This is a genomic window from Candidatus Paracaedibacter acanthamoebae (assembly GCF_000742835.1).
GTDB classification, from domain to species: Bacteria; Pseudomonadota; Alphaproteobacteria; order Paracaedibacterales; family Paracaedibacteraceae; genus Paracaedibacter; species Paracaedibacter acanthamoebae.
The window spans coordinates 1,841,860-1,864,373 of the sequence record NZ_CP008941.1 but is presented as its reverse complement, the minus strand read 5'-3'; the positions used below and the strand labels follow the sequence as shown (position 1 = coordinate 1,864,373).

Annotated in this window: 17 protein-coding genes; 10 read left to right on the top strand and 7 right to left on the bottom strand. The window is 43.6% G+C overall.

Features of this window, described 5'->3' with window-relative positions; all coding sequences use genetic code 11:
• Positions 1 to 29: 29 nt before the first annotated feature.
• On the bottom strand, positions 30 to 1,943 hold the full coding sequence (dxs, locus tag ID47_RS08475) for a 1-deoxy-D-xylulose-5-phosphate synthase (protein WP_198022277.1): 1,914 nt from the start codon (positions 1,941 to 1,943) through the stop codon (positions 30 to 32).
• 15 nt (positions 1,944 to 1,958) lie between these two features.
• On the bottom strand, positions 1,959 to 4,622 hold the full coding sequence (locus ID47_RS08470) for a valine--tRNA ligase (RefSeq protein ID WP_038465573.1): 2,664 nt from the start codon (positions 4,620 to 4,622) through the stop codon (positions 1,959 to 1,961).
• Between the two features lie 114 nt (positions 4,623 to 4,736).
• Between ID47_RS08470 and ID47_RS12010 the strand changes: the two genes are divergently transcribed.
• Positions 4,737 to 5,402, top strand: a complete 666-nt coding sequence (locus ID47_RS12010) for a DsbA family protein (RefSeq protein WP_156956713.1) — start codon at positions 4,737 to 4,739, stop codon at positions 5,400 to 5,402.
• Between the two features lie 50 nt (positions 5,403 to 5,452).
• On the opposite strand, the gene ID47_RS12995 is transcribed toward ID47_RS12010, so the two are convergent.
• Entirely contained in the window at positions 5,453 to 5,599 is a 147-nt protein-coding gene (locus ID47_RS12995) for a hypothetical protein (protein ID WP_156956712.1), read from the bottom strand.
• A gap of 575 nt (positions 5,600 to 6,174) precedes the next feature.
• Between ID47_RS12995 and ID47_RS08460 the strand changes: the two genes are divergently transcribed.
• The 5 genes from ID47_RS08460 (at position 6,175) to ID47_RS08440 (ending at position 13,447) form a co-directional block, all read left to right on the top strand.
• Positions 6,175 to 7,080: a hypothetical protein gene (locus ID47_RS08460; RefSeq protein ID WP_038465571.1), complete on the top strand. Its 906-nt coding sequence runs from the start codon at positions 6,175 to 6,177 to the stop codon at positions 7,078 to 7,080.
• Positions 7,081 to 7,807: 727 nt separating this feature from the next.
• A complete protein-coding gene (locus ID47_RS08455) occupies positions 7,808 to 10,126 on the top strand; it encodes an Rne/Rng family ribonuclease (protein ID WP_198022275.1) in 2,319 nt (772 codons plus the stop codon).
• 20 nt (positions 10,127 to 10,146) lie between these two features.
• Positions 10,147 to 11,019 carry a bifunctional 5,10-methylenetetrahydrofolate dehydrogenase/5,10-methenyltetrahydrofolate cyclohydrolase gene (locus ID47_RS08450; RefSeq protein WP_038465568.1) on the top strand — a complete coding sequence of 291 codons (873 nt, stop codon included), beginning with the start codon at positions 10,147 to 10,149 and terminating at the stop codon, positions 11,017 to 11,019.
• On the top strand, positions 10,991 to 12,154 hold the full coding sequence (locus tag ID47_RS08445; RefSeq protein WP_038465565.1) for a phosphoserine transaminase: 1,164 nt from the start codon (positions 10,991 to 10,993) through the stop codon (positions 12,152 to 12,154). The genes ID47_RS08450 and ID47_RS08445 overlap by 29 nt, the downstream gene beginning before the upstream one ends.
• Positions 12,155 to 12,340: 186 nt before the next feature.
• On the top strand, positions 12,341 to 13,447 hold the full coding sequence (locus ID47_RS08440) for a patatin-like phospholipase family protein (RefSeq protein WP_051908778.1): 1,107 nt from the start codon (positions 12,341 to 12,343) through the stop codon (positions 13,445 to 13,447).
• Between the two features lie 116 nt (positions 13,448 to 13,563).
• Here ID47_RS08440 and ID47_RS08435 read toward each other — a convergent pair whose 3' ends face one another.
• Positions 13,564 to 14,382 (bottom strand): uracil-DNA glycosylase, encoded by an 819-nt coding sequence (locus tag ID47_RS08435; protein WP_038465563.1) that lies wholly within the window; start codon positions 14,380 to 14,382, stop codon positions 13,564 to 13,566.
• A 137-nt stretch (positions 14,383 to 14,519) separates the two neighbouring features.
• On the opposite strand from ID47_RS08435, the gene ID47_RS08430 reads away from it, so the two are divergent.
• The 3 genes from ID47_RS08430 to ID47_RS08420 all read left to right on the top strand — a co-directional run bounded on the left by ID47_RS08430 (position 14,520) and on the right by ID47_RS08420 (position 17,659).
• Positions 14,520 to 16,121, top strand: a complete 1,602-nt coding sequence (locus ID47_RS08430) for an electron transfer flavoprotein-ubiquinone oxidoreductase (RefSeq protein WP_038465561.1) — start codon at positions 14,520 to 14,522, stop codon at positions 16,119 to 16,121.
• Between the two features lie 19 nt (positions 16,122 to 16,140).
• Positions 16,141 to 17,013, top strand: a complete 873-nt coding sequence (locus ID47_RS08425) for a 4-(cytidine 5'-diphospho)-2-C-methyl-D-erythritol kinase (protein ID WP_038465559.1) — start codon at positions 16,141 to 16,143, stop codon at positions 17,011 to 17,013.
• Between the two features lie 187 nt (positions 17,014 to 17,200).
• Positions 17,201 to 17,659, top strand: a complete 459-nt coding sequence (locus tag ID47_RS08420) for an OmpA family protein (protein ID WP_038465557.1) — start codon at positions 17,201 to 17,203, stop codon at positions 17,657 to 17,659.
• A gap of 189 nt (positions 17,660 to 17,848) precedes the next feature.
• Here ID47_RS08420 and ID47_RS08415 read toward each other — a convergent pair whose 3' ends face one another.
• Positions 17,849 to 18,538 carry a methyltransferase domain-containing protein gene (locus tag ID47_RS08415; protein ID WP_038465555.1) on the bottom strand — a complete coding sequence of 230 codons (690 nt, stop codon included), beginning with the start codon at positions 18,536 to 18,538 and terminating at the stop codon, positions 17,849 to 17,851.
• Positions 18,535 to 19,155: an alpha/beta fold hydrolase gene (locus tag ID47_RS12005; protein WP_051908777.1), complete on the bottom strand. Its 621-nt coding sequence runs from the start codon at positions 19,153 to 19,155 to the stop codon at positions 18,535 to 18,537. The genes ID47_RS08415 and ID47_RS12005 overlap by 4 nt, the downstream gene beginning before the upstream one ends.
• A 67-nt stretch (positions 19,156 to 19,222) precedes the next feature.
• On the opposite strand from ID47_RS12005, the gene ID47_RS08405 reads away from it, so the two are divergent.
• Positions 19,223 to 20,209, top strand: a complete 987-nt coding sequence (locus tag ID47_RS08405; RefSeq protein ID WP_038465553.1) for a zinc ABC transporter substrate-binding protein — start codon at positions 19,223 to 19,225, stop codon at positions 20,207 to 20,209.
• Positions 20,210 to 20,392: 183 nt separating this feature from the next.
• On the opposite strand, the gene ID47_RS08400 is transcribed toward ID47_RS08405, so the two are convergent.
• Positions 20,393 to 22,357 carry a long-chain-fatty-acid--CoA ligase gene (locus tag ID47_RS08400; RefSeq protein WP_232223225.1) on the bottom strand — a complete coding sequence of 655 codons (1,965 nt, stop codon included), beginning with the start codon at positions 22,355 to 22,357 and terminating at the stop codon, positions 20,393 to 20,395.
• Between the last annotated feature and the right edge of the window lie 157 nt (positions 22,358 to 22,514).

Genomic DNA, 22,514 nt, shown 5'->3' with positions numbered 1-22,514 from the left:
GGCTCTAATTTAAGTTTTGTCACTGTCTGTTAAGTCGCAATTTTAAGGTACAACTGTTCCTTACCAAGTGCCTGCAAGACAGTTGTGATAATATGATGCGCCGTTAGACCTGCTTCTTCATATTGACTGGAAGGGACGTCATGGTCAAGTAAACGATCCGGCATATAAAGAGGGCGGAATTTTAAACCGGTGTCAAAAAGCCAATGTTTGGCTAGCACGTCTGTTACTTGGGCGGCAAAACCTCCAATGGATCCTGACTCAATGGTTAGTAAAATTTCATGGTGTTTAGCCAATTGACAGATCAGATTTTCGTCCACGGGTTTTGCAAAACGAGCATCAGCAACGGTGATATGGATTCCAAGTTCGGCCAGGGTATCGGCTGCTTTCAAAGCTTCCGGTAAGCGGCAACCTAAAGATAGAATTGCAACATGATTCCCTTCCCGAATAAGTCGACCCTTCCCAATCTCAAGAATTTGGCCCGGTTGAGATAGATCAAGCCCCAGTCCCTCGCCCCGCGGATAACGGAAAGCAGAGGGCGCATCATCAATGGCATGGGCTGTGGTAACGGCGTGCTTTAATTCTAACTCATCGCTGGGTGCCATAATGACCATATGCGGTAAGCACCCTAAGAAGGCCAAATCATAACAACCCGCGTGTGTCGCGCCATCAGCGCCGACAAAGCCGGCACGGTCCATGGCAAAGCGAACCGGTAATTTTTGCAGCATCACATCATGGACTACTTGGTCAAATCCGCGTTGCAAAAAGGTTGAATAGATCGTTGCGAACGGTTTTAGACCTTCACAGGCAAGGCCGGCGGCAAAGGTGACCGCATGTTGTTCGGCAATCCCCACATCAAAGCAACGGTCTGGAAATACTTTGGCAAAAAGATCAAGGCCTGTCCCGGCTGGCATAGCAGCTGTAATAGCGACGACTTTCTCGTCTTGACGGGCCACTTCAATTAATGAATCAGCATAGACTTTGGTATAGCTGGGCGCGATAGCCTGAGCTTTATGCTGTTGTCCTGTTGATACATCAAATTTGACGACGCCATGGTATTTATCAGCGGCAGCTTCGGCTGGCGCATAACCACGTCCCTTTTGGGTAACCACATGAATTAAGACAGGGCCTTCTTCGACACGGTCGCGCATGTTTTGTAGCACAGGGATCAAGTGGTCTAAATTGTGACCATCAATGGGACCCACGTAAAAGAAGCCCATTTCTTCAAACCACGTTCCACCCGCCACCATACCGCGGGCATATTCTTCCACTCGCTTTGCAGCTGTTTCTAAAGATTTGGGCAGATGACTGACAACTTCCTTAGCCATCGTGCGCAAGGATTGGTAAGGGCGAGATGAAATCAATCGGGAAAAATAATTGCTCATAGCACCGACGGGGGGAGCAATCGACATGTCATTATCATTTAAAATGACAATAAGACGGCTCTTCATCGCCCCGGCGTTATTAAGAGCTTCGTAAGCCATACCCGAACTCATGGAGCCATCCCCAATCACCGCTATCGCGTGATTTTTTTTGCCATGCATGTCGTGCGCAACAGCAAAACCAAGAGCCGCCGAAATTGAGGTTCCTGCATGGGCTGCACCAAAGGGATCATAGTTACTTTCTGATCGTTTGGTAAAGCCAGAAGGACCATCTTTTTGGCGTAAGTACGGCATTTGGGCGCGTCGGCCGGTCAAAATTTTGTGAGGATAAGCTTGATGGCCGACATCCCAAATTAACTTGTCCTCGGGTGTATTAAAAACATAGTGCAAGGCGACGGTTAGTTCCACCACCCCCAAGCTCGCGCCTAAATGGCCCCCTGTTTGAGATACCACTGAGATCGTCTCTTGCCGCAACTCATCTGCCAATTGTTTAAGTTGCTCTATCTCAAAAGACTTAAGATCTCGAGGAAAATTAACGTGGTCGAGCAGTGGGGTTTGTATCACGATTGCGTCCCTTATTTATGCAAGCCGGTTGAGCGCTTGTTGTACTTTTGCTTTTGTCTGATTTGCAGCACCAAGCCGTTCTTTAAACTCGCTAATAATTTCTGGTTTAGCTTTACTGATAAAATCAGCGTTATTGAGACGAGCTTCAAGAGTTGTAATTTCCTTGTCTTGGGCATCAATCTCTTTTTTTAAACGAGCCATTTCAGCTTCTAGATCGATACTGTCAGCCAATGGTAGCACAATTGTTGTTTCCCCCACCACAAATTGAACGTCACCTTTATTAAGGTTGGGAGAGGCAGCCTGGATTGTTAAATCAGAAATTCGACCCAATCGCTTGAGAATCACCTCGTGACGGCGGATGCGGACTTCAATTTCAGAGGTAACTTCATGGAAACTCAGGGGTGTCGGGGCACCAGGAGCCACATTAAATTCACTGCGGCGGGATCGAATTTCTATAATTAAATTTACCAACCATTGCATTTCTTCTTGAGCTTTAGAATCTATATAAGCTGTATCGGTTTGTGCTTTCCCATAGCTTGGCCATGTATGACCGAGGAGCATCTGACCGTCGCCAAAGCTTTTCCATAATTCTTCAGTAATGAACGGCATAATTGGATGTGCCACCCGCAGGAATTCTGCCAGCACCCAGCTTGCTGTAGCCCGTGCTTCGGCTAAGGCAGCAGCATCTTCGACATTGGCGAAAATAGGCTTTAAGAATTCTAGATAGAAATCACAGAATGTTCCCCAAAGAAAACGATAAAGATCATTCGCGGCATCATCAAACCGATAGGTTTCAATCGACTTAAAGACTCGGGTGGCAAGTTCTGCCATTTCAGAAATGATCCAGCGATTTACCGTTAGTTTTGCCTCGGGTGGAATAAAATTGTCTTGGCGAGCACATTCGTTCATTTGCATGAAGCGGGCGGCATTCCAAATTTTGGTCATAAAGTTACGACCACCTTCAACGCGAGATTCCCCTAATTTTAAGTCGCGGCCCGGAACAGCAAGACTGGCCAAGGTAAAACGCAAGGCATCGGTACCAAACTTATCCATTAACACCAGGGGATCCATGACATTGCCTTTAGACTTTGACATCTTGGCCCCTTTTTCATCGCGCACCAAAGCATGGATGTACACTGTTTTGAAGGGAACTTCACCAATAAAGTAAAGCCCCATCATCATCATCCGAGCAACCCAGAAGAAAATGATGTCAAACCCAGTATCCAGGACATCGGTTGGATAATAGCGTTTTAACTCAAGGCTATCGTCTGGCCAACCCAATGTCGTAAAGGGCCACAGGGCGGATGAAAACCATGTATCTAAAACATCGGGATCACGGGTAAGAGTAACAGTTTTGCCAAATTTTTCTTGAGCTTGGGCCTGGGCTTCTGCTTCAGTTTCGGCAACAAAGATACTGCCATCATCGGCAAACCAAGCTGGTACTTGATGGCCCCACCAAATCTGACGAGAAATGCACCAGGGTTGAATATTTTCAAGCCAATCAAAATAGGTGGCATTCCAAAATTCCGGCACAAAGGTTGTCTTACCGTTGCGAACGGCAGCTAAGGCTGGTTGAGCAAGTTTATAGGCGTCCAAGAACCATTGGTCAGTCAACATCGGTTGAATTTCAACATTTGACCGTTCACCGAACGGAACGGCATGAATAATAGGCTCAACTTTTTCAAGGAGTCCTAATTCTTCAAGATCTGCTAAAATTTGCTTGCGGGCGGCAGCTACACTCAAACCCCGATATTTGTCTGGGACAGAATTATTTAAATGGGCCCGTTCATCCATGATGTTGATAAGCGGCAACTGATGGCGTCGGCCAAGCTCAAAGTCATTGAAGTCATGGGCAGGGGTAATTTTAACTGCCCCAGTCCCTTTTTCTTGATCGCAGTAATCATCGGCGACAATTGGAATTTCTCGGCCTATCAAGGGCAGTTTAATTGTTTGACCGACCAAGTCTTTATACCGTTCATCGGCGGGATGAACAGCAACCGCTGTATCCCCCAACATCGTTTCTGGGCGCGTTGTTGCGATGGTAATGAATTTTTCAGCATCACTCACCAACGGATAGCGAATGTGATACATATTACCTTTTGTGTCTTGAGGAATAACTTCCAGATCAGAGACGGCTGTTTGAAACTTAGGGTCCCAGTTCACTAAACGTTTATCGCGGTAAATCAATCCATCTTTAAAAAGTTGGACGAAAACCTTGCGAACAGCGGCGCTTAAGCCTTCGTCCATGGTAAATCGTTGACGACTCCAGTCCGGAGAAATACCAAGGCGGCGCTGTTGACGGACAATTTCGCCACCTGAATAATTTTTCCATTCCCAAATTTTATCAATAAAGGCTTCCCGTCCCAAATCATGACGGCTGACTCCGTCTTTTTCCAGATTGCGTTCAACAACCATTTGGGTGGCAATACCCGCATGGTCTGTTCCCGGTTGCCATAAGACGTCATAGCCCGACATACGTTTAAAGCGGATCAATACATCTTGCAAGGTATAGGTTAATGCATGTCCGACATGAAGGCTCCCTGTTACATTGGGGGGCGGCATCATAATCGTATAAGTCGGTTTGTTCGACTTAGGGTTACAAGCAAAAAGACCGGATTTTTCCCAGTCGGCATAGAGCTTTTCTTCAAGGTCTTGAGGGGAGAAAGTTTTTTCAATCATGGACTTACATTTTAACTCATTTTTTCACTTTGAACCGTAACTTATTTTAGCGTTTTTGTAAATGGTTGGCTTGCGCATTATAGCGAACTTCCTTTATTATAGAGGAAGATTATAGTGTCGAGTTGGAGAGTGCCCGTGCAGTTTTTGCGACCATTGATTTTTTTGATAACCTTGGGGATAGCTCAATCCAAGGCTGATGTTGATATTCCTGCCAGCACACTCAGTTTGCCCGAGGTGGGATTTGGGGATAAAACTGCACCCGTTAAAGTTGTGATGTACTACTCCTTGACCTGTCATCATTGTTCAGAATTTAAGCTCGATAAACTTCCGGCCTTTAAGCAAAAGTACATAGATACAGGTAAGGTCTACTTTGTATTGAAGGATTTTCCAACTGATGAATTTTCTTTAAAATTGTCAATTATATGTTGGGCCGGGAGAGATGTTAACAAATATCTAGAACGATCTAAGTTAATTATACAGAACTTTAACCCGGATAAGGTCAAAACAGTCGCTTTCGATTGGGTGAACGCCGATAAACCAACAGAGGTCATTGAAAAATTATTAGCACCGACTGGGATCACCCCTGACATGATTCAGCCGTTATTGGATGATCGGTCTCTCGAAGATGCTATTTTGCATGATGCCTTAATAACAGGGCATGAACTGGGTCTCAATTTTGCACCCGGTTTTACCGTCAATGGTAAGTTGGTTGAGATGAAAGATTTGGATAAGGCGATCGATGAAGCTATTAAATCAGTGTCTACAAAAACAGTTTCTTAATTGAAGGTGTTGAGGTGGAGTTGTTTTCATGGGCATAGCGCCACCGACGGTCAAATTTTACGTGCCCATGATATATAGTCTGGATCAATACTCATTTTATTTTGCAGGAAATCATTTAACTGCAGGCGATAATAATCAGGAATAGGGCCTTTCCAAGGTTCAGGCCGGCTCCAAATCTCTTCGTGCTTAGAAATCATGCCTTTTCTCCAAAGGTTATTTTTATAATTTACCTAAATATACGTATCGCTCGATTTATTTCTAATAGGGATTTAATAGTTGTTTTTTATTGATTTCTAATCGCAGAAGTAAAATTAAAATATAACATGGGTATGCAGTTGACTGGTATGTTCCATAGATATAGCCTTCAGCTATGTCTACCTATCCCAAAACCTATGGCGAATTTGTAAAATAGTTTCCGGATGATGCCGCATGTTACTCATATCTCTTTAAAATACGCCTGGCCAAAACCTCTTTTATCTGGAACCCGCCCTGACTGCTATGTGAGAGGAACGGGGAGTCGATAAAAAACAAGAGCAGCAATTTATGAAAATTTGATGCCTGAGAAGGTATCGTTGGTTTGCCTGAACTGCTTGATTTGTTAACGTTATTTTTAACAAGCCCCTATCTTAATTGCGAAAACGCTGCCGAAAAATAATGGTATACTCACACTCTTGAATCTGTTAGAAATTAGCTGTCCAGCGTTGTTCTAAGCAACTACTTTCATGGAGATTGCCTCAAGTAACCAAAAGCCTTAATCCCAAGGAGGATTATTATGAAAAAAAGCTTGAAAGTTCTTATCTCATCTTTAATGATCGCCCTGACCTTTGCATCGTCCCAGGGGATTCACGGCATGGAAGACTCCTCAGAGCGTGGTGAGCAAGGCGTAAAAAGGCCATTCGTCTATAGGGTTCCAAGTGTCTCTGATATTACCGAAGATCCCGAACAAAAAAAGAGGAGAGGCGAAGAGATTCGAGAAAATCCATTCAATGGGTGTCCAAAAGAAATCACGGCTATGGTTTTACAGCTTGCTGCTATTGATGAATGTTTAAACAATCGTAGTCCAGTTAACATACTACTTGTTTGCAGAGAATGGCAAAAACAGATCGAGGAAGGATTCATCGCTGGTAAGACCGTAAAAAAGCTCTGCCAGGAAGCATGGTATGGCGTACCAGGACATGAAGAAATTTATGAAAGATTTTTAAAGAGTGTATTGATTTATCGCCCGCAAAAGGGAAGCGAAGTGGGTATGATAACGATGCGGATATCAGAATTAGGGAATCCGTTAGAGGGTACGTTTGATTTATCGCAGTGTGGGAATGTGGGTAAGTATTTGAGTATATCGACAGGTTATCGTAAAGGGAAGAAACAGGAAAATAAAAAAAAGCTCGAGATATGGCTTGCCCCGCGGTTTTTAATCGAAAAGAAACTAACGACGACCGCAGGTCATTTTCAATGTATTTTTGGCAATTGGAGCGATAAAGCACCGGTCGGTATTTTCTGGACATGGGGAGGATCGGACGATTTAACATGGTATGATTATCTAACGAGACAAAACTATGATGAACTTTCTACCGATAATTTATATGAAAAATGCCACGAGGCGGCTGGCCCAGAGCCGGTTGATTACATGGGGGGTGTCGCTGAGTCAAAAAAATTTCATGTTCATTTTTTGAACTAAAATAAGACCTATCGACAATGACTCGCGTTTACACACAAGGTGCCCGATATCCAACATGAAGAGATACTGGGCAGATGGGCTTGCACCGAGGTTTCAAACCCTTCGATCGTCGATAGTCCATATCTCAGCCAGCGCGCCCCCATTGGCCGAGGTACCGCCGTGTAATCGCAAGGGCATCAAGTTTCTGAGCAGCCAAAGACAACAGATGCGTCAGAATATTTTTAAATACTCATCTGTTGGAGCTGCTTCATTAGCTTGATATAAAGATATATCCCGCCTGAAAGGGTGGCGGCAAAGGTGTCATTGGCCGGAATGGCTGAATACTAAATCTAGGGAATATGCCAGTCAACTGCATACCCATAAAATAAAATATTAAATTATTAGTTTGTATAGTCGCAAAAAAATTTTTATCTTTTTTCATGGAAAAAGTAAGGGCTTCCTAACAAAAAAATGAGGCTTTTTATTTTTTTCTTGGCGTTGTTGCGGGAAAAGCGCTACATTTAAAGGGAAGAGAATTTTTGATGGAGCGTAAAATCGACAGAATGAGGATAAACAGTTTGAATTATATCTCTCTCTCATTTATAGCGCCGTCCAATTTACTGTGCAGAAACCCCATTGTGTTGGTTTTTGCTTTTACCCTTATATATAAATTATGTCAATTCGCCGCTAGGCAACCCCTATTTACACAGTCTTTTGATTTACACTATCCGAAATATCAAGCAAAACCGTGGAAGTGGTTGCCGTGGCGGCCTGTTATGGAGATGAATGCCACATGGCTAAAAAAATGCTTATTGACGCGACTCACGCCGAAGAGTCGCGTGTTGCCGTTATTGATGGGAACCGCCTAGAAGATTACGAAGTCGAGACCTCAACAAAGCAACAATTTAAAGGAAATATTTATCTTGCCAAGGTTATCCGTATTGAGCCCTCTTTGCAGGCTGCATTCGTCGAGTACGGACAGAATCGCCATGGCTTCCTTCCTTTTGCTGAAATTCACCCCGATTATTATCGCATTCCTGTCGGCGACCGCCCCCTTGTTGAAAGTGCTGAAAAGTCTCCAGACAGTTTGGAGGATGAAACTGTTAGTTTAACTGAAACTCTGCCCGAAGTTACGGATGCAGCCCCAACCACGGAATTGGTGGTGGATGATAGCAGCGATGATGAAGAAAGTATCGTTGCACGTCGTCCCAAGCCCTATCATTACAAAATTCAGGAAGTTATTAAGCGCCGCCAAATTATGTTGATCCAAGTGGTTAAAGAAGAACGCGGCAACAAAGGGGCAGCGCTGACGACATATTTGTCGATGCCCGGCCGTTATTGTGTTTTGATGCCGAATGCAGGTCATCGGAGTGGGGGGATATCGCGCAAAATAACGGATGTTACAACGCGTAAGCGATTACGAGATATTTTGAATGATTTGCCTATTCCCGATGGGATGAGCCTCATCGTTCGTACGGCTGGTCAGGATCGCAATAAGTTGGAAATTCGTCGGGACTTTGAATATCTCATTCGGTTGTGGAGTGACATTCGTGAAAAAACTCTGTCATCCATGGCGCCGGCATTGATTTATGCTGAGGGTGATATTATTAAGCGTTCTATTCGCGATAATTATGGTAAAGATATTGATGAAATTTGGGTGGATGGCGACGAAGGCTATAAAGCAGCGCGGGCCATGATGAAAACCCTGACACCCAGCCATGTCAAAAGGGTTAAGCAGCATAAAGGTGAGATTTCGCTCTTTCAAAAGCATGGTGTTGATATTCATGTTGATGCCATTATGTCCCCGGTGGCTTCTCTACCGTCTGGCGGGTCGATTGTTATCAACCCAACTGAGGCGCTGGTGGCTATTGACGTAAACTCTGGTAAGGCAACGCGTGAACGTCATATTGATGAAACTGCCCTGAAGACGAATTTGGAAGCTGCTGATGAGGTGGCGCGTCAAATTAAGTTGCGCGATCTGGGCGGTCTTGTTGTTATTGATTTCATTGATATGGCGGATCAAAAGCATATTCAGCAAGTTGAAAAACGCTTGCGTGATGCTGTTAAAAATGATCGGGCTCGTATTCAGTTAGGCCGCATTAGTCAATTCGGTTTAATGGAATTGTCGCGTCAACGCCTCCGCCCCAGTATTATTGAAACAAACATGAAACCCTGTCCGCATTGCCACGGCACGGGGATGATTCGATCAATTGAATCGATGGTGTTATTTGTCTTACGTGGGATTGAAGCTGTTGGCCTTGCTGGTAAAAGCTCGGCGATTATGGTTACAGTGCCAGCGGATATCGATCTTTATTTGCTCAACCAAAAACGTAGCAATGTTTTAGCGATAGAACAGCGTTATCAGATGTCTATCATGATTCAGCGGGATGCTAATTTAATTGCCCCTGATTTCAATATTAATACGCTTGTGGCAAAAGCTAAGGTCCAAAAACAGCTGATAGAAGACCGTGTTATTGAAGAAGATGTTGAAGAGATTCAACTCTCGGCCTCCGAGGAAGAGAGCACGGAGCAAACGACCCCGCGTCAAGAGCGGGGACGGAATCGCCGTCATCCATTCCAACGACGTCGTAATGCCAGCACGACTCGTCGAGAGGACCAAGAGGGGACCTTTGTGGAGGAGGAAGGGGCAGAATCTCAAGAGGCCCTCATGTCAGCAGAAGATTCCGGGGAGCCAAAGTCATCTCGCACCCGTCGCCGCCGTCGTCGTGGTCGTAAACCTGAGTCGACGACTGAAGCAGTCGCTTTAGAAGGGGCAAGTGTCGCAGCTGAGATTAAAGAAACTGCTGAAGTTACTATGGAACCATCGGAAACAACTAAGTCTTCTGAGCGCCCCAATCGTAATCGGCGTCGCCGTAACCGTCGCCCTATGGCACGGTCAGTTGCTGAAGGTGGTGATACAGAAGCAAAAGGCGAAGCTACAAAGGCTGTGACAACGGATAAAATTAGGGAGCATACGACGACTCCGACTTCACCGGAAGCTGAAGCTGTATCTGCCGATGGTAAAAAGCGTCGTCGTGGTTTCTGGCGTCGTCTTCTTGACACCTAAAGGTTAAGCAGGAGTCAGGCATGGCTGTTATTCTGGATGGAAAAGCGCTAGCGGCACAGCAAAAGCCTTCTCTTATGGCAAAAGCCCATGACTTAACACTTTGTTTGGGACGGGCGCCCACTCTTGCTGTGATTTTGGTGGGGGAGGATCCGGCAAGCCAAATTTATGTGGGGCGGAAGGCGACCATGTGTAAGGCGTTGGGAATTCACTCTATCATCCACCGCTTGGCGTCATCGGTAACGAGTGCTGATCTGATTGCTGTGATTGAGGGTCTTAATGATGACGAGACTGTCGATGGTATTCTATTACAACTTCCTTTACCTGATCACTTAGATCGATATGAGGCTCTTCAACACATTGATCCAGCCAAGGATGTGGACGGTTTGCATCCCCTCAATCAGGGGTATTTATTCCAGGGAAAACCAACACTTGTTCCCTGTACACCCACTGGCTGTCTTCAGTTAATCAAAAGCTGCTGTGAAGACCTTACAGGCGTCAATGTTACCATCATTGGGACTTCAGTTTTGGTGGGTCGCCCGCTGGCGCTACTGCTGATGCAGCAAGGGGCTACGGTGACGATTGCAAATTCCAAAACGCGCAATTTGGCCTTAGTGACGCAGCGCTCTGATATCATTGTTTCAGCCACGGGGCGCGCCCATCTTATTACTGCTGACCATGTTAAAGAGGGGGCCATCGTCATTGATGTGGGGATTGTTAAATTAAATGACCGATTGATTGGCGATGTCGATTTTGCTGCAGTCGAAAAGAAGGCTGCTTTTATTACGCCAGTTCCGGGTGGAGTCGGACCCATGACGATCATTAACTTAATGGCCAATATATTAAAGGCTGCGGAGGAACGATATCATGCCCTACAAACCCTCAAAAATTCCTAGCTCTCCTTATTTTGGCTCTGGTCCCTGCAAAAAACATCCCGGTTGGAAAGCAAGCGATTTGCAGTCAGCCTTAATCGGTCGCTCTCATCGGGCTCCTGAGGGTATCGCTCAAATTCAACGGCTTTTAGATTTGACGCGAGAAATTCTGGCAGTGCCGCAAGATTATACGATAGCGATTGTGCCGGGGTCTGGAACGGGGGCGGTAGAAACAGCTCTGTGGAATTTTTTAGGGAGTCGGCCGGTTGATATTTTTGCTTGGGACGTTTTTGGTAAGCTGTGGGTGACGGATGCTATCGAACAGCTGTCTCTTCCAACTGTTCAAACATTTGTGGAAAATTTTGGCAGGCTACCTGATTTAACTCAATACGCGGGTAGTCACGACTGCGTTTTTACTTTTAATGGAACTAGCGGCGGGGTCATGGTGCCTCATTTAGATTGGATACCCGATGATCGTCAAGGGTTGACCATTTGTGATGCCACCTCTTCCGCCTTTGTTATTCCGATTAACGATTGGCATAAATTAGATATCACCTGTTTTTCATGGCAAAAAGGATTTGGCGGGGAAGCTGCTCATGGAATGATTATCGTAAGCCCTCGGGCAATGCAACATCTCACTCAATTTCAGCCCAGCTGGCCAATTCCACGCCTCTTCCGATTAACAAAAGCCGGTGAGATTATTCAAAGCATATTTGAAGCAAAAACCATTAACACGCCGTCCATGTTATGTGTGGAAGATGCAATTCAAGGCTTAGACTGGGCAGTTTCTATTGGTGGGAAAAAGGCCTTATGGCAAAGGGTTAAGTGTAATTTTGACGTCATCGATAAATGGGTGACGAATCATCCGGATTTAGAACATTTAGCCATCGTTCCAGAGTCACGGTCAAAGGCGTCAATTTGTTTTAACTTAACAGCAGCCTATTGTGGTGGAGAAAACCCAGGGGACCTTATTACCCAAATCACGACGCAACTCGCTGATTTAGGGGTTGCTTATGATATTAAGAATCATTTTCTAGCACCATCGTCTTTTCGAATATGGTGCGGACCAACCATAGAGACGGCGGATCTCTCTATTCTAACCAAGTGGATCGATTGGAGCTTAGAAAAGATGCGCCCTGCGACCGCTTTTACAAATTAAGAACATTGTTTTCAGTTGACTGCCGAGGAGTGAGATAAAGGGTATCTCGATTAAGTTAGTCGATTATCAAAGGGAAACAGTAATTAATTTTCTCATAGCTGTTTCTTCCATCCCAAAGCTACCTTTAAGCCAGGTTAAGAGGTTTACCAATCTCTCTGCTTTAAATATGTAATTAAGTAGTAATGAATGATTAATATCCTTTCAATTTCTAGCAAGATGAAACTCATTAGTTTGGCATTAATTTGCCAATTTATTTATTCCCCCCCAGCCTTAGCTAATCCGTCCACACCGCCTAGAAAGGTTGTCAGAATTCTTTCAATCGATGGCGGGGGAATTAGAGGTATGATTCCAGCGTTGGTTTTGAAGCATATTGAATCGCGCCTTTTATCAGGCCGCCGCATTGCAGATTGCTTTGACATTATAGCGGGGACGTCAACAGGGGGACTTATTGCCTTAATGTTGACTGTTCCCAATAAAGAAAGAAGACCTAAATACACAGCCCATGAAATTGCTCAGATCTATGAGGAACTGGGGCAGGAAGTATTTTCTCAATCGTTATGGCAGTTAATAAAATCGGGCGATGGATGGTGGGGTGCAAAATATTCCTCTCACGCCTTAGAAAATTGCTTAGCATCTTATCTCGGCAATGCTTGTTTAAAAGAGGTTGTAACTAATGTCATTGTGCCTGCCTATGAAATTGAACTCGATAAAACATTCTTTTTTAAATCATCTCGGGCAAAAAAAGAGCCTGCCCAAGATTGTTTGTTACGGGATTTAGCGCGGGCTACATCCGCGGCTCCAACTTACTTTAGTCCTGCTTCTTTAATCGATGGGACAGGCAACCGTAGACTTACCTTAATAGATGGAGGAATGGGGGCCAATAATCCTTCTCTGGCAGCAGCGGTCTATGCCATGGAGATTTTTGGAATGGATGTGGACTTTTTCATTGTTTCTATAGGAACAGGGACAAACTATGGAGCTGTTACAAAAAATATCGCCAGAGAAGATGTCGAATATGCGGGCATAATGGGTTGGGCTCCCAAAATAATTTCAACATTGATGCATGCGGTCGATGATATTACCAATTACGAAATGCACTATGTCTTTAATCATAATAAGCAACAGCATCATTATTTCCGCTTACAGCCAGTTTTAGAATCGGATCACACTTATCTCGATAAGGCTGATTCCGATAATCTCAGTGCCCTGAAAAGAGCAGCAGACAAAGTGATTAGGGATAATCAAACCGTTATCGATGAAATTGTAAAAACCCTTAATATTCGCAACAATTAGGCCCCCTTTACTGATCTTCTAAAGCTATTGATAAGTTGTAAGAAGGGGGAAGTGTAGGAAAAAGGTGAATTTGTAATCTTAAACTTACGGTTTTTCCCTTGGGAGAAAGGTAGCTTTTACGCAAGCCCAATTTTTTGCATTTCCTCTTGGACTAACAACAAATCTTTCCAAACAGCGGCTTTTTGTCCAGGTGAGCGCAGCAAAAAAGCGGGATGGTAGGTTGCCATGGTTTTAATAGGGTTCTGCATGGTGTCAGTCTTAAACTCATGCCATTTGCCGCGTAATTTCATAATTCCTTCGTTCGTATTAAGGAGCGTTTTTGCTGAAACACCACCGACAAGAATTAAAATTTTGGGGGCGATCAATTCAATATGCCGCTCAATAAACGGTTGGCATAGGGCAATTTCATGGGGGGTGGGGGTGCGATTGCCTGGCGGGCGCCAAGAAATAATATTGCTAATGTAAATATTTTGTGTGCGGCTGAGGTGTATGCTTGCCAGGACTCTATCCAACAATTGGCCAGATAATCCGACAAAAGGACGTCCTTGCCGATCCTCATCTGCGCCCGGGGCTTCACCAATGATCATAATTTTGGCTTCTGGATTGCCATCAGAAAAAACAGTGTGGGTAGCTGTCATTTTTAGGTCACAGCCATCAAAATTTATTATAGCCTGACGGAGTTCATCAACTGTTTTGCAAGCAGCAGCAATGGCTTTTGAATTCACAACCTGTTTAGAGGATGCCACTACTTTAGGCAAAGGGTCAGTCCCCGTTTTTGCTGGCAGCATCGGATTTGTTACCGCATGGATAGAGGGGCGTACTTGTTTATGGTTGACCGGCGCGTTACCAATGGCAACGGTCATCCCAATATCAGTATACCATTCTAAAACATCACTAATGTTCCCAGTGACCGGGTTCTTGCTTCGCTTTTCCATGAAGCCATATTAGCATGTATTCTAGGATTAAGTCTTTAACCTTTTTATAGGTTTTCTTAATCCGTAATTTTTGATTTATTTGACCGGCTTGATGGCGTACTCTGAAATTAAGTTTGTTTCGAGGGAGTGAGAACGCCATGTCATCTGAATCAATGTCTTATGATGTTATTGTTGTGGGTGGGGGGGCAGCTGGTCTGGCGGCTGCAATTCGGCTAAAACAATTAGATCCGATTGTATCTGTGTGTTTGTTGGAAAAGGGCTCAGAAATTGGCGCTCATATTCTGTCGGGAAATGTTTTTGAACCGCGGGCGCTCGATGAGTTATTCCCCAATTGGAAAGAGTTAGGAGCACCGTTATCAGTTGCAGCAAAAGAAGACCGTTTTTTCTTTTTGACTGAAAAAAACAAATATCGCTTGCCGACACCTCCTCAAATGCATAAGGAGGGCAATTACGTAATATCCTTGGGGGCCTTATGTCGTTGGTTGGCTGACCAAGCAATAAAGCTTGGGGTTGAAATTTATCCAGGATTTTCAGCGGCTGCTCTTGTTAAAGATGAATCAGGCGCCGTTATTGGTGTTAAAACGGGGGAGATGGGCCTTGATAAAGACGGTAATCCTACCTCTCAATATCAGCCAGGCATGGAAATTTTTGCTAAACAAGTTCTGTTAGCCGAAGGATGTCGGGGATCCTTATCTGAGTTAGTGATTAAGGATTATGGATTGCGGGATTCTGAAAATCCTCAAACCTATGGGATTGGCTTTAAGGAAGTTTGGCAAGTTGATCCGGCAAAGCATCAGTTGGGCCGTATTGATCATGCCATCGGTTGGCCGATGGATCATAAAACTTATGGCGGTGCTTTTATCTACCATGCTGAGGATAACCAAGTTTTTGTAGGCTATGTGATTGGATTAGATTATCAGAATCCGTATTTATCTCCCTTTGAAGAATTTCAACGCTTTAAAACCCATCCGAAAATCCGTGATATTTTTGAAGGGGGCAAGCGGATTGCCTACGGTGCGCGGGCTTTGAATGAGGGGGGATGGCAAGCGGTTCCTAAATTAACTTTCCCCGGCGGGGCCTTAATTGGATGCAGTGCCGGCTTTATGAATGTTCCGAAGATTAAGGGCAGCCATACAGCGATGAAGTCAGGGATGTTAGCTGCCGAAGGAATTATCGAATTTTTAAAGTCAGGACAAAATACTTATAATGATTTATTGGATCAAAGCTGGATTGCTAAGGAATTGAAAGCTGTGCGTAATATTCGGCCTGGCTTTAAATGGGGCTTGATTCCAGGGTTGATTAATGCAGCCTTTGAAACCTATATGAGCCGTGGCAAGTCGCCGTGGACATTGGCGAATCATAGAGATAATGAGAGCTTAATACCAGCAGTGCAAGCTCAGAAAATTGAGTATCCAAAGCCTGATGGGAAAATTTCATTTGATCGTTTAAGTTCGGTTTATTTATGCAATACCAGTCATGATGAAAACCAGCCAATCCACTTAAAGTTGCGTAAAACCGAGATTGCGATCAAGCATAACTATAAAATTTATGATGCGCCGGAACAACGTTATTGTCCAGCTGGGGTTTATGAGATTGTTAAAGCAGGTGCTGAACCGTATTTGCAAATTAACGCTGCCAACTGTATTCATTGCAAAACATGTGATATTAAAGATCCATTGCAAAATATTCAATGGACAACCCCCGAAGGGGGCAGTGGACCAAATTATGGGGCGATGTAAGGTTGTTTAGGAAGTAACAATGAAACTAACAGCTCATGCTAAAGTCAATTTAATGCTCCATGTGACGGGCAAAGGCGAGGATGGTTATCACTATTTACAGTCCGTCTTTGCGTTTACTCAATTTGGTGACGATATTATTATCGGTCCCGCTATGACAACAACCATAGCCTTTAGCGGAGAATTTGCTAACTTTATTGAGCCAGGCAAAGATTCCATAAGTCAAGCATTGGACTGGTATTTTGATCACTTTAAATTGGCTCCTCGTTCTTATAGGATAGAAGTCACAAAAAATATTCCTGTGGCAGCGGGTCTCGGGGGTGGAACCAGTGATGCAGCGGCTGTCCTCGCTTATTTGTTTCGACACGATTATCCCCAAGCAACGGCGGCCATGTGTTGGGACTTTATCAAAGAAACTGGGGGACTTGGTGCTGATGTACCCGTAAGTTTAGCCTTTCATCTCGGTTTAGGAAAAATATTTTGGGTAGAGGGAAGTGGCCGTGAAGGAAGTTGTCAGCCCTTAAAAGTGAGGGACCTAGCACGACAGTTTGTTTTGGTAAATCCTGGCGTGCCCTTATCGACAGCGGAAGTCTTTGCAAATTTAGAAGGGCGCTTTGATCCCCCGATACAGCCCCCAGAAATTTTGACCCAAGATTTTCTCAGGCATACGCGCAATATTTTACAAGCAGCAGCGTTAAAGCTGGTGCCCGATTTAGCAAAACTATTTATGGTGTTTATGTTGGATCGTTCTTTTAGTTATTTTCGCTTAAGTGGATCTGGGGCGTCTTGCTTTGCTGTTTATAAAGATCGGCGCCGGGCAGAGGCGCTTTCAAAGAAATTAAAAGAGAATAATCGAGGTTGGTGGGTGAAGAAAACAGAGATTTTGTGGAAATAGGTTAAGAATGACGCTTGTATTTTCAATGAGATAAGGAATGGAAGCGGTGTGAATGTTGCATAAACTCTACAGGTCTTAAAAATCGGCTGTAACTTTTGGTGAAAATATTTTAATCACTTTAGGAGTTTGTTAATCTGTATGTGGTTTAATAAACTAGTAATTAACCTAAATTTAGAGGCAAATAGTTATGCGTAACAAGTTACTTTCTGCGATTGCACTAGGTGTTCTTCTTGCAGGTTGTGAATGCTCACCAGAAGCCAGCATGGAAGCAGGTTCAGCTCCTGTTCCAGGTTCTGCTGAAGATTTCAAAGCCAATGTAAAAGACCGCGTTTTCTTCGCATTCAACAAGCACAATGTTTCTGCTGAATCTGATCGCGTTCTCGAAGCTCAAGCAGCTTGGTTCAAAACCTATCCAAATACAACTGCCGTTGTTGAAGGTCATGCTGACGCTCGTGGAACACGTGAATACAACTTGGCTCTAGGTAAGCGTCGTGCGCATGCAGCACACGTCAGCTTAACTAAGCACGGTGTTGAGAAGAAGCGTTTGAAAGAAGTTTCTTACGGTAAAGACCGTCCATTTGTTGCTGATGCAACAACAGAAGAAGCACACGCCCAAAACCGCGTTGCTGTTACTGTTGTTAACTAATAGTATCTGCAAATGTGCTTTCAAAAAACCCTGCGTTTGCAGGGTTTTTTTATGATTCTCTTTATTGTATAACCGTCAATTTTTACATTTTTATTGAGAAGTACCCGCAGACCAACCGTTAGAATTCTGTGCTCATTTTATAGTAGATTGCTTATAAGTGACAATAAACAGCCTTCTGTTGAGTTAATGCTATTGAGTTATAACTGTTAGAACATGGTAACTACAGATGACGGGTTCCTGCTGCAATAGAGATTTTGAAATCCGAGTTATCTTAGGCTGCAAGCTGGTATGGGCCCCAATTTTATAAATACCATTCCAAAAAGACAGCCAATCAGGGTGATATTCAGGATAATAAGTTTCTTCAATATGGATATCCGGCCCCAATATTGTTTTTAGATCCGCAGCCGATAACATAGGTCGGGTGCGATCTTCAATGTTATTTAAGGTACAAAATTTTTTCCACTCGTGAAAGTTATTATTCCCCAATGTCGTAAAGGCCAAAGTTTTACACTGTTCCTTGAGCATCGGAAGAGTTTTTTCTGGATGCTGAAACCATTGAAAAGCTAAAGAACTAACAATCCAATCAAAGGATGCTTTAAAGGGAAAATGTTCCCCATCAAATACCACAGGTAGTCCGGCGGACATATTAAGTTTTGCAACCATGTCAGCGGCTAAATCGCTTAAAATTAGCGGACAAGCATAGTCGCTTAAATAATTGCTTAAAAAACCTGTGCCGCAGCCAATTTCTAAGATTGATGAGGGGGGCTTCAGCTGGGATAAGTTGCGGGCAAAATCAGTCGCAATCTCGTGTTGGGTTCTGCCAAATTCATTATAGGTGGAGGCAGCGCGGGAAAAATTGTGACGAATCAGGGTTTTCATGAGGCAATACTTTCAATGAAACTGCGAATTAAGGTGGCACATACAGTTGCATGAGTTGGAAGCAAGCTATGGTTGGCGTTCTCAATGAGATGCAGCTTTGAAAAACAGTCTTGTTGGAGCGTGACGGGGGTGATTAAATCATCAGTCCCGGCAATAGCCAAAATGGGTGCTTCTGGCAATTTTATGCTTAAGGACCGCAAGGCTGTGAGATTTTGCCGCAATAATTCATCATTACGATGGAGGGGGGCTCCTAAATGGGGGTGACCTGTGCGCTCATAAAATGTTTGTAAAACGACATCGGGATGACGCTGGTATTGCTGAATCATAGCGCCCAACATTGCTTTTGGTGTGCCATTGGGAAAATTTTGGCTCCGCATAAATTGCGTAAACCCATTGAGACTCACATATCCCTGGAGGTTAGGGAATGTTTGGATAAGGCGAGAGAATCCTTGGGAATGTCCAATACCAATTGCAACGTCATTTGCCACCGGGGGGATATAGGGTGCACCAAAATATCCTTCATTAACGCAGATAATGTCAACATCTGTGAGAATCTTCATTAAGGGCGCAAAAAATGTGTTATCATAGCCCCAACCATGCCAACAAATTAGTTTCATTAAATTTCTTTTAAGGCATTACTGTTAATTTTATAGTTGTGACGACAATAACATAAACGAGATCAACATGCGTCTTTTAGTTTTATTTTTAATATGTTTGACCAGTGCAATGGCTAAGACTTCCTCCCAATCTATTTCTAATTTGTCGAGCCCTCCCAAGGTTTTGGTAACCATTAAGCCAATTCATTCGCTGGTGGCAGCTGTTATGGAAGGTGTCGGAACCCCTGAACTTTTGATTGAGGCTAATTCTTCTGCTCATACCCATCAATTGAAGCCAACCGAAGCGATAAAGTTGAATGCTGCCCAAGTTATTATTTGGGTCGGTCCTATTTATGAGACAGCAATACAAAAATCTATTGATGCTGTCAGAAAATCTGTGCAACTAATAACGGTATCAGATTTACAAGGAATACATTTGCTGCCGGCAAGATCATTTCGTCATCCTGTAGACGGTTGTGCTGCTGATTTGTGGCAATGTCATTTGGGACACCACCACCACGATGGAGATCATCATCATGAAATATCAGGAAAAGACGGCCATTTATGGCTTGCTGCTCCTAATGCAAAAGTTATTGTTAAAGGGATTGCCGCGCAATTATCGCAACTTGATCAGCGGAACGCGCCGCATTATTTGGCAAATTCTAAAAAAATTATAAAGAAAATTGATGAGCTGCACGCTGATATTACACAGGAAATGAAAACAGTAAAGGGTTCTAAGTACCTGACTTATCATGATTTTACACAGTATTTTGATATGGCTTATGGAACTGAGTGCGTGGGTGCCGTTCGCGTTAATCCAGAGGTTGAGCCAACCGCCGCAGATCTGCAGGATGTGCGACGCGAGGTTTCTCATGGCGCTAAAGCCATCTTTTCTGAGCCACAGTTTGATACAAAGACTATTCGCACCATTGCAGACGATACCAATGTCATTTATGCTCAGTTAGATGGATTAGGGTTTGGCCTGGAAGCAGGACCTAATCTTTACTTTGAGATGATGCGACGCTTTGCCAGCGATATGAAAAAGGCGCTTCAGTCGGAAGAATGTGGTAGGTAATTCTTAGGGATATTTCAATCTTAGTTTCAGTAAGAAGTCGAATTTTTTATAAATTGAGTTTTGACGGTGTGATGATATTATCTTCATCCTTTTGTCGAACCCGGCCCGCTATGAAAAATTTCTCCTTCTAGGGTAACGCTCCCCGCCAAGGGCGGGGAAATATTCTTGAAGACAGCAAGAAAATTATATCCTCTTTTTTGAATTCTCTTCAGCCTTTAGTTCTTTTTTAGAAAGCTTACCGATCATGGTTTTAGGAAGTTCATCCCTAAATTCGATATATTTAGGCATTTCAATAGGGGAAAGCTTATCTCTTAAAAATTCTAAAAATTTTTCCTCGGTTAAGATCATGTTTTCTTTTAATTTTACAAATGCTTTTACAGTTTCGCCGCGCTTTTCATCAGGGACACCAATGACGATAACTTCTGCCACCGCTGGATGGCGATAAATAACATCTTCAACCATGCGTGGATAAACATTAAAGCCGCTACAGATGATTAAATCTTTGATTCGGTCGACGAGGAAAGTGTATCCATCTTCGTCCATATATCCCACGTCACCCGTTAGGAAGAAATCGCTAGCAAAAACCTTTTTTGTATCGGAAGGTCGATTCCAATAACCCAGCATAACTTGAGGACCCTTGATTGCTATTTGACCGTTAATATGGCGCTCTGCTGAGTGGGAAGAATCGTCAAGGGAAACGATTTTCACTTCTGTGCGAGGAAAGGGAATGCCGATAGATCCTGCTTTATTAACCCCATAAGCAGGATTGGCTATAGCAGCGGGTGAAGTCTCACTTAGGCCGTAAGCTTCAACGAGTTTACAACCTGTCAAACTTTCAAAGTCTTCTTTAATCTTGATCGGCAGAGGAGCCCCGCCGGACAAACAAGCTTTAAGAGAGTTAAGATCAATATTTTTTACCTTAGGGTGATAGGCGATCATACTGTACATAGTTGGAACGCCTGGGAAGAAAGTTATTTTGTGCTTTTCAATTAACTTCATCGCTTCAAATGGATTAAAGCGAGGAAACATCATCACAATTTCGGAGGCTGTCAAGATAGCCAGAGTCATAACTGCTGTCATAGCGTATACATGAAATAGAGGCAAGCCGGCTAAAATCTTATCCTTACCATATTCCATTCCTACGAACCAAAGATGCGCTTGAATTGCATTGGCATACACATTGTAATGGCTTAACATAGCACCTTTAGGAATACCCGTCGTCCCTCCTGTATACTGCAGTAAGGCAACATCTTTCTTTGGATCAATTTTAATAGCTTTTGGTTGACCGGCATTATTGATGAGATCATTAAAGTTAAGAATGGCTGGATTGATTGGAAGCTTTGCAATTTCGCTACGCTTAAAAAGCTTGAAAAGGATATTCTTGGGAAAAGGTAAGCTTTCAGCAACAGAACAAACAACCATTTTCTTGAGTGTGGTTGATCCAAGCAGTGGTATCAACTTTGTGCATAAGGCTTGCAGATCCAAAGTGATTATGATTTCAGTTTCTGAATCATTAATTTGATGTGTAATTTCATGGTCAGCGTATAAAGGGTTATAATTAACCACAACGCCGCCGGCCTTGAGAATAGCAAAATAAGCGATAACAAAGTGGGGAGCATTCGGCATAAAAATACCAACTTTAGTCCCCTGCTTGACACCAATTTTTTGTAGTCCCTCGGCTACGCGATTAACAAGATTACTGATTTGGCCATAGGTATATTTTTTACCAAGAAAGTCAATGCAATTTTTATCGGGTGCTGCGGCTGCTGCCTCATCCATAAGGGCCCATAATGGTTTCTCGGGGATATCGATATCCCATTGAATATTTTGAGGGTAAGATTTTAGCCAGGGGAAAACTGGGCTTGAGGCTGTTTTTGTGGACTTTTTGGAACTTGGTTTTTTTGTGGGCATTTTAGGCGCCCCCTGAGACGTAGCTTTTTTAGTTTTAGCGGCTGTCGCTTTTGCAGGTGCGGACTTTTTAGGCTTTGCTGCCGTGGTTTTTTTGACAGCAACCTTTTTGGTTACTGCTGTGGTTGTGCTAGTCTCTGTCGTACTTTTCTTTGCAGGGGATTTCAGTGAAGTTGATATTGCTTGCTTTTTTGTCTTCGCCGTTGCTGCGTTTTTTGAATCCTTAACTGTTCCTGTCATTGTGTACAACCCACTTTAAACATCATCCAATACTTTCAATCTATCATCAAATTATTGATAAAGTATAAATAATTTTAATGTAATTTGATGGATTAAGCTGTTAACCTTAAAGAGATTTTGGCGAGTTATAAGGATTTTTGGGTGCTCGATAATCTGC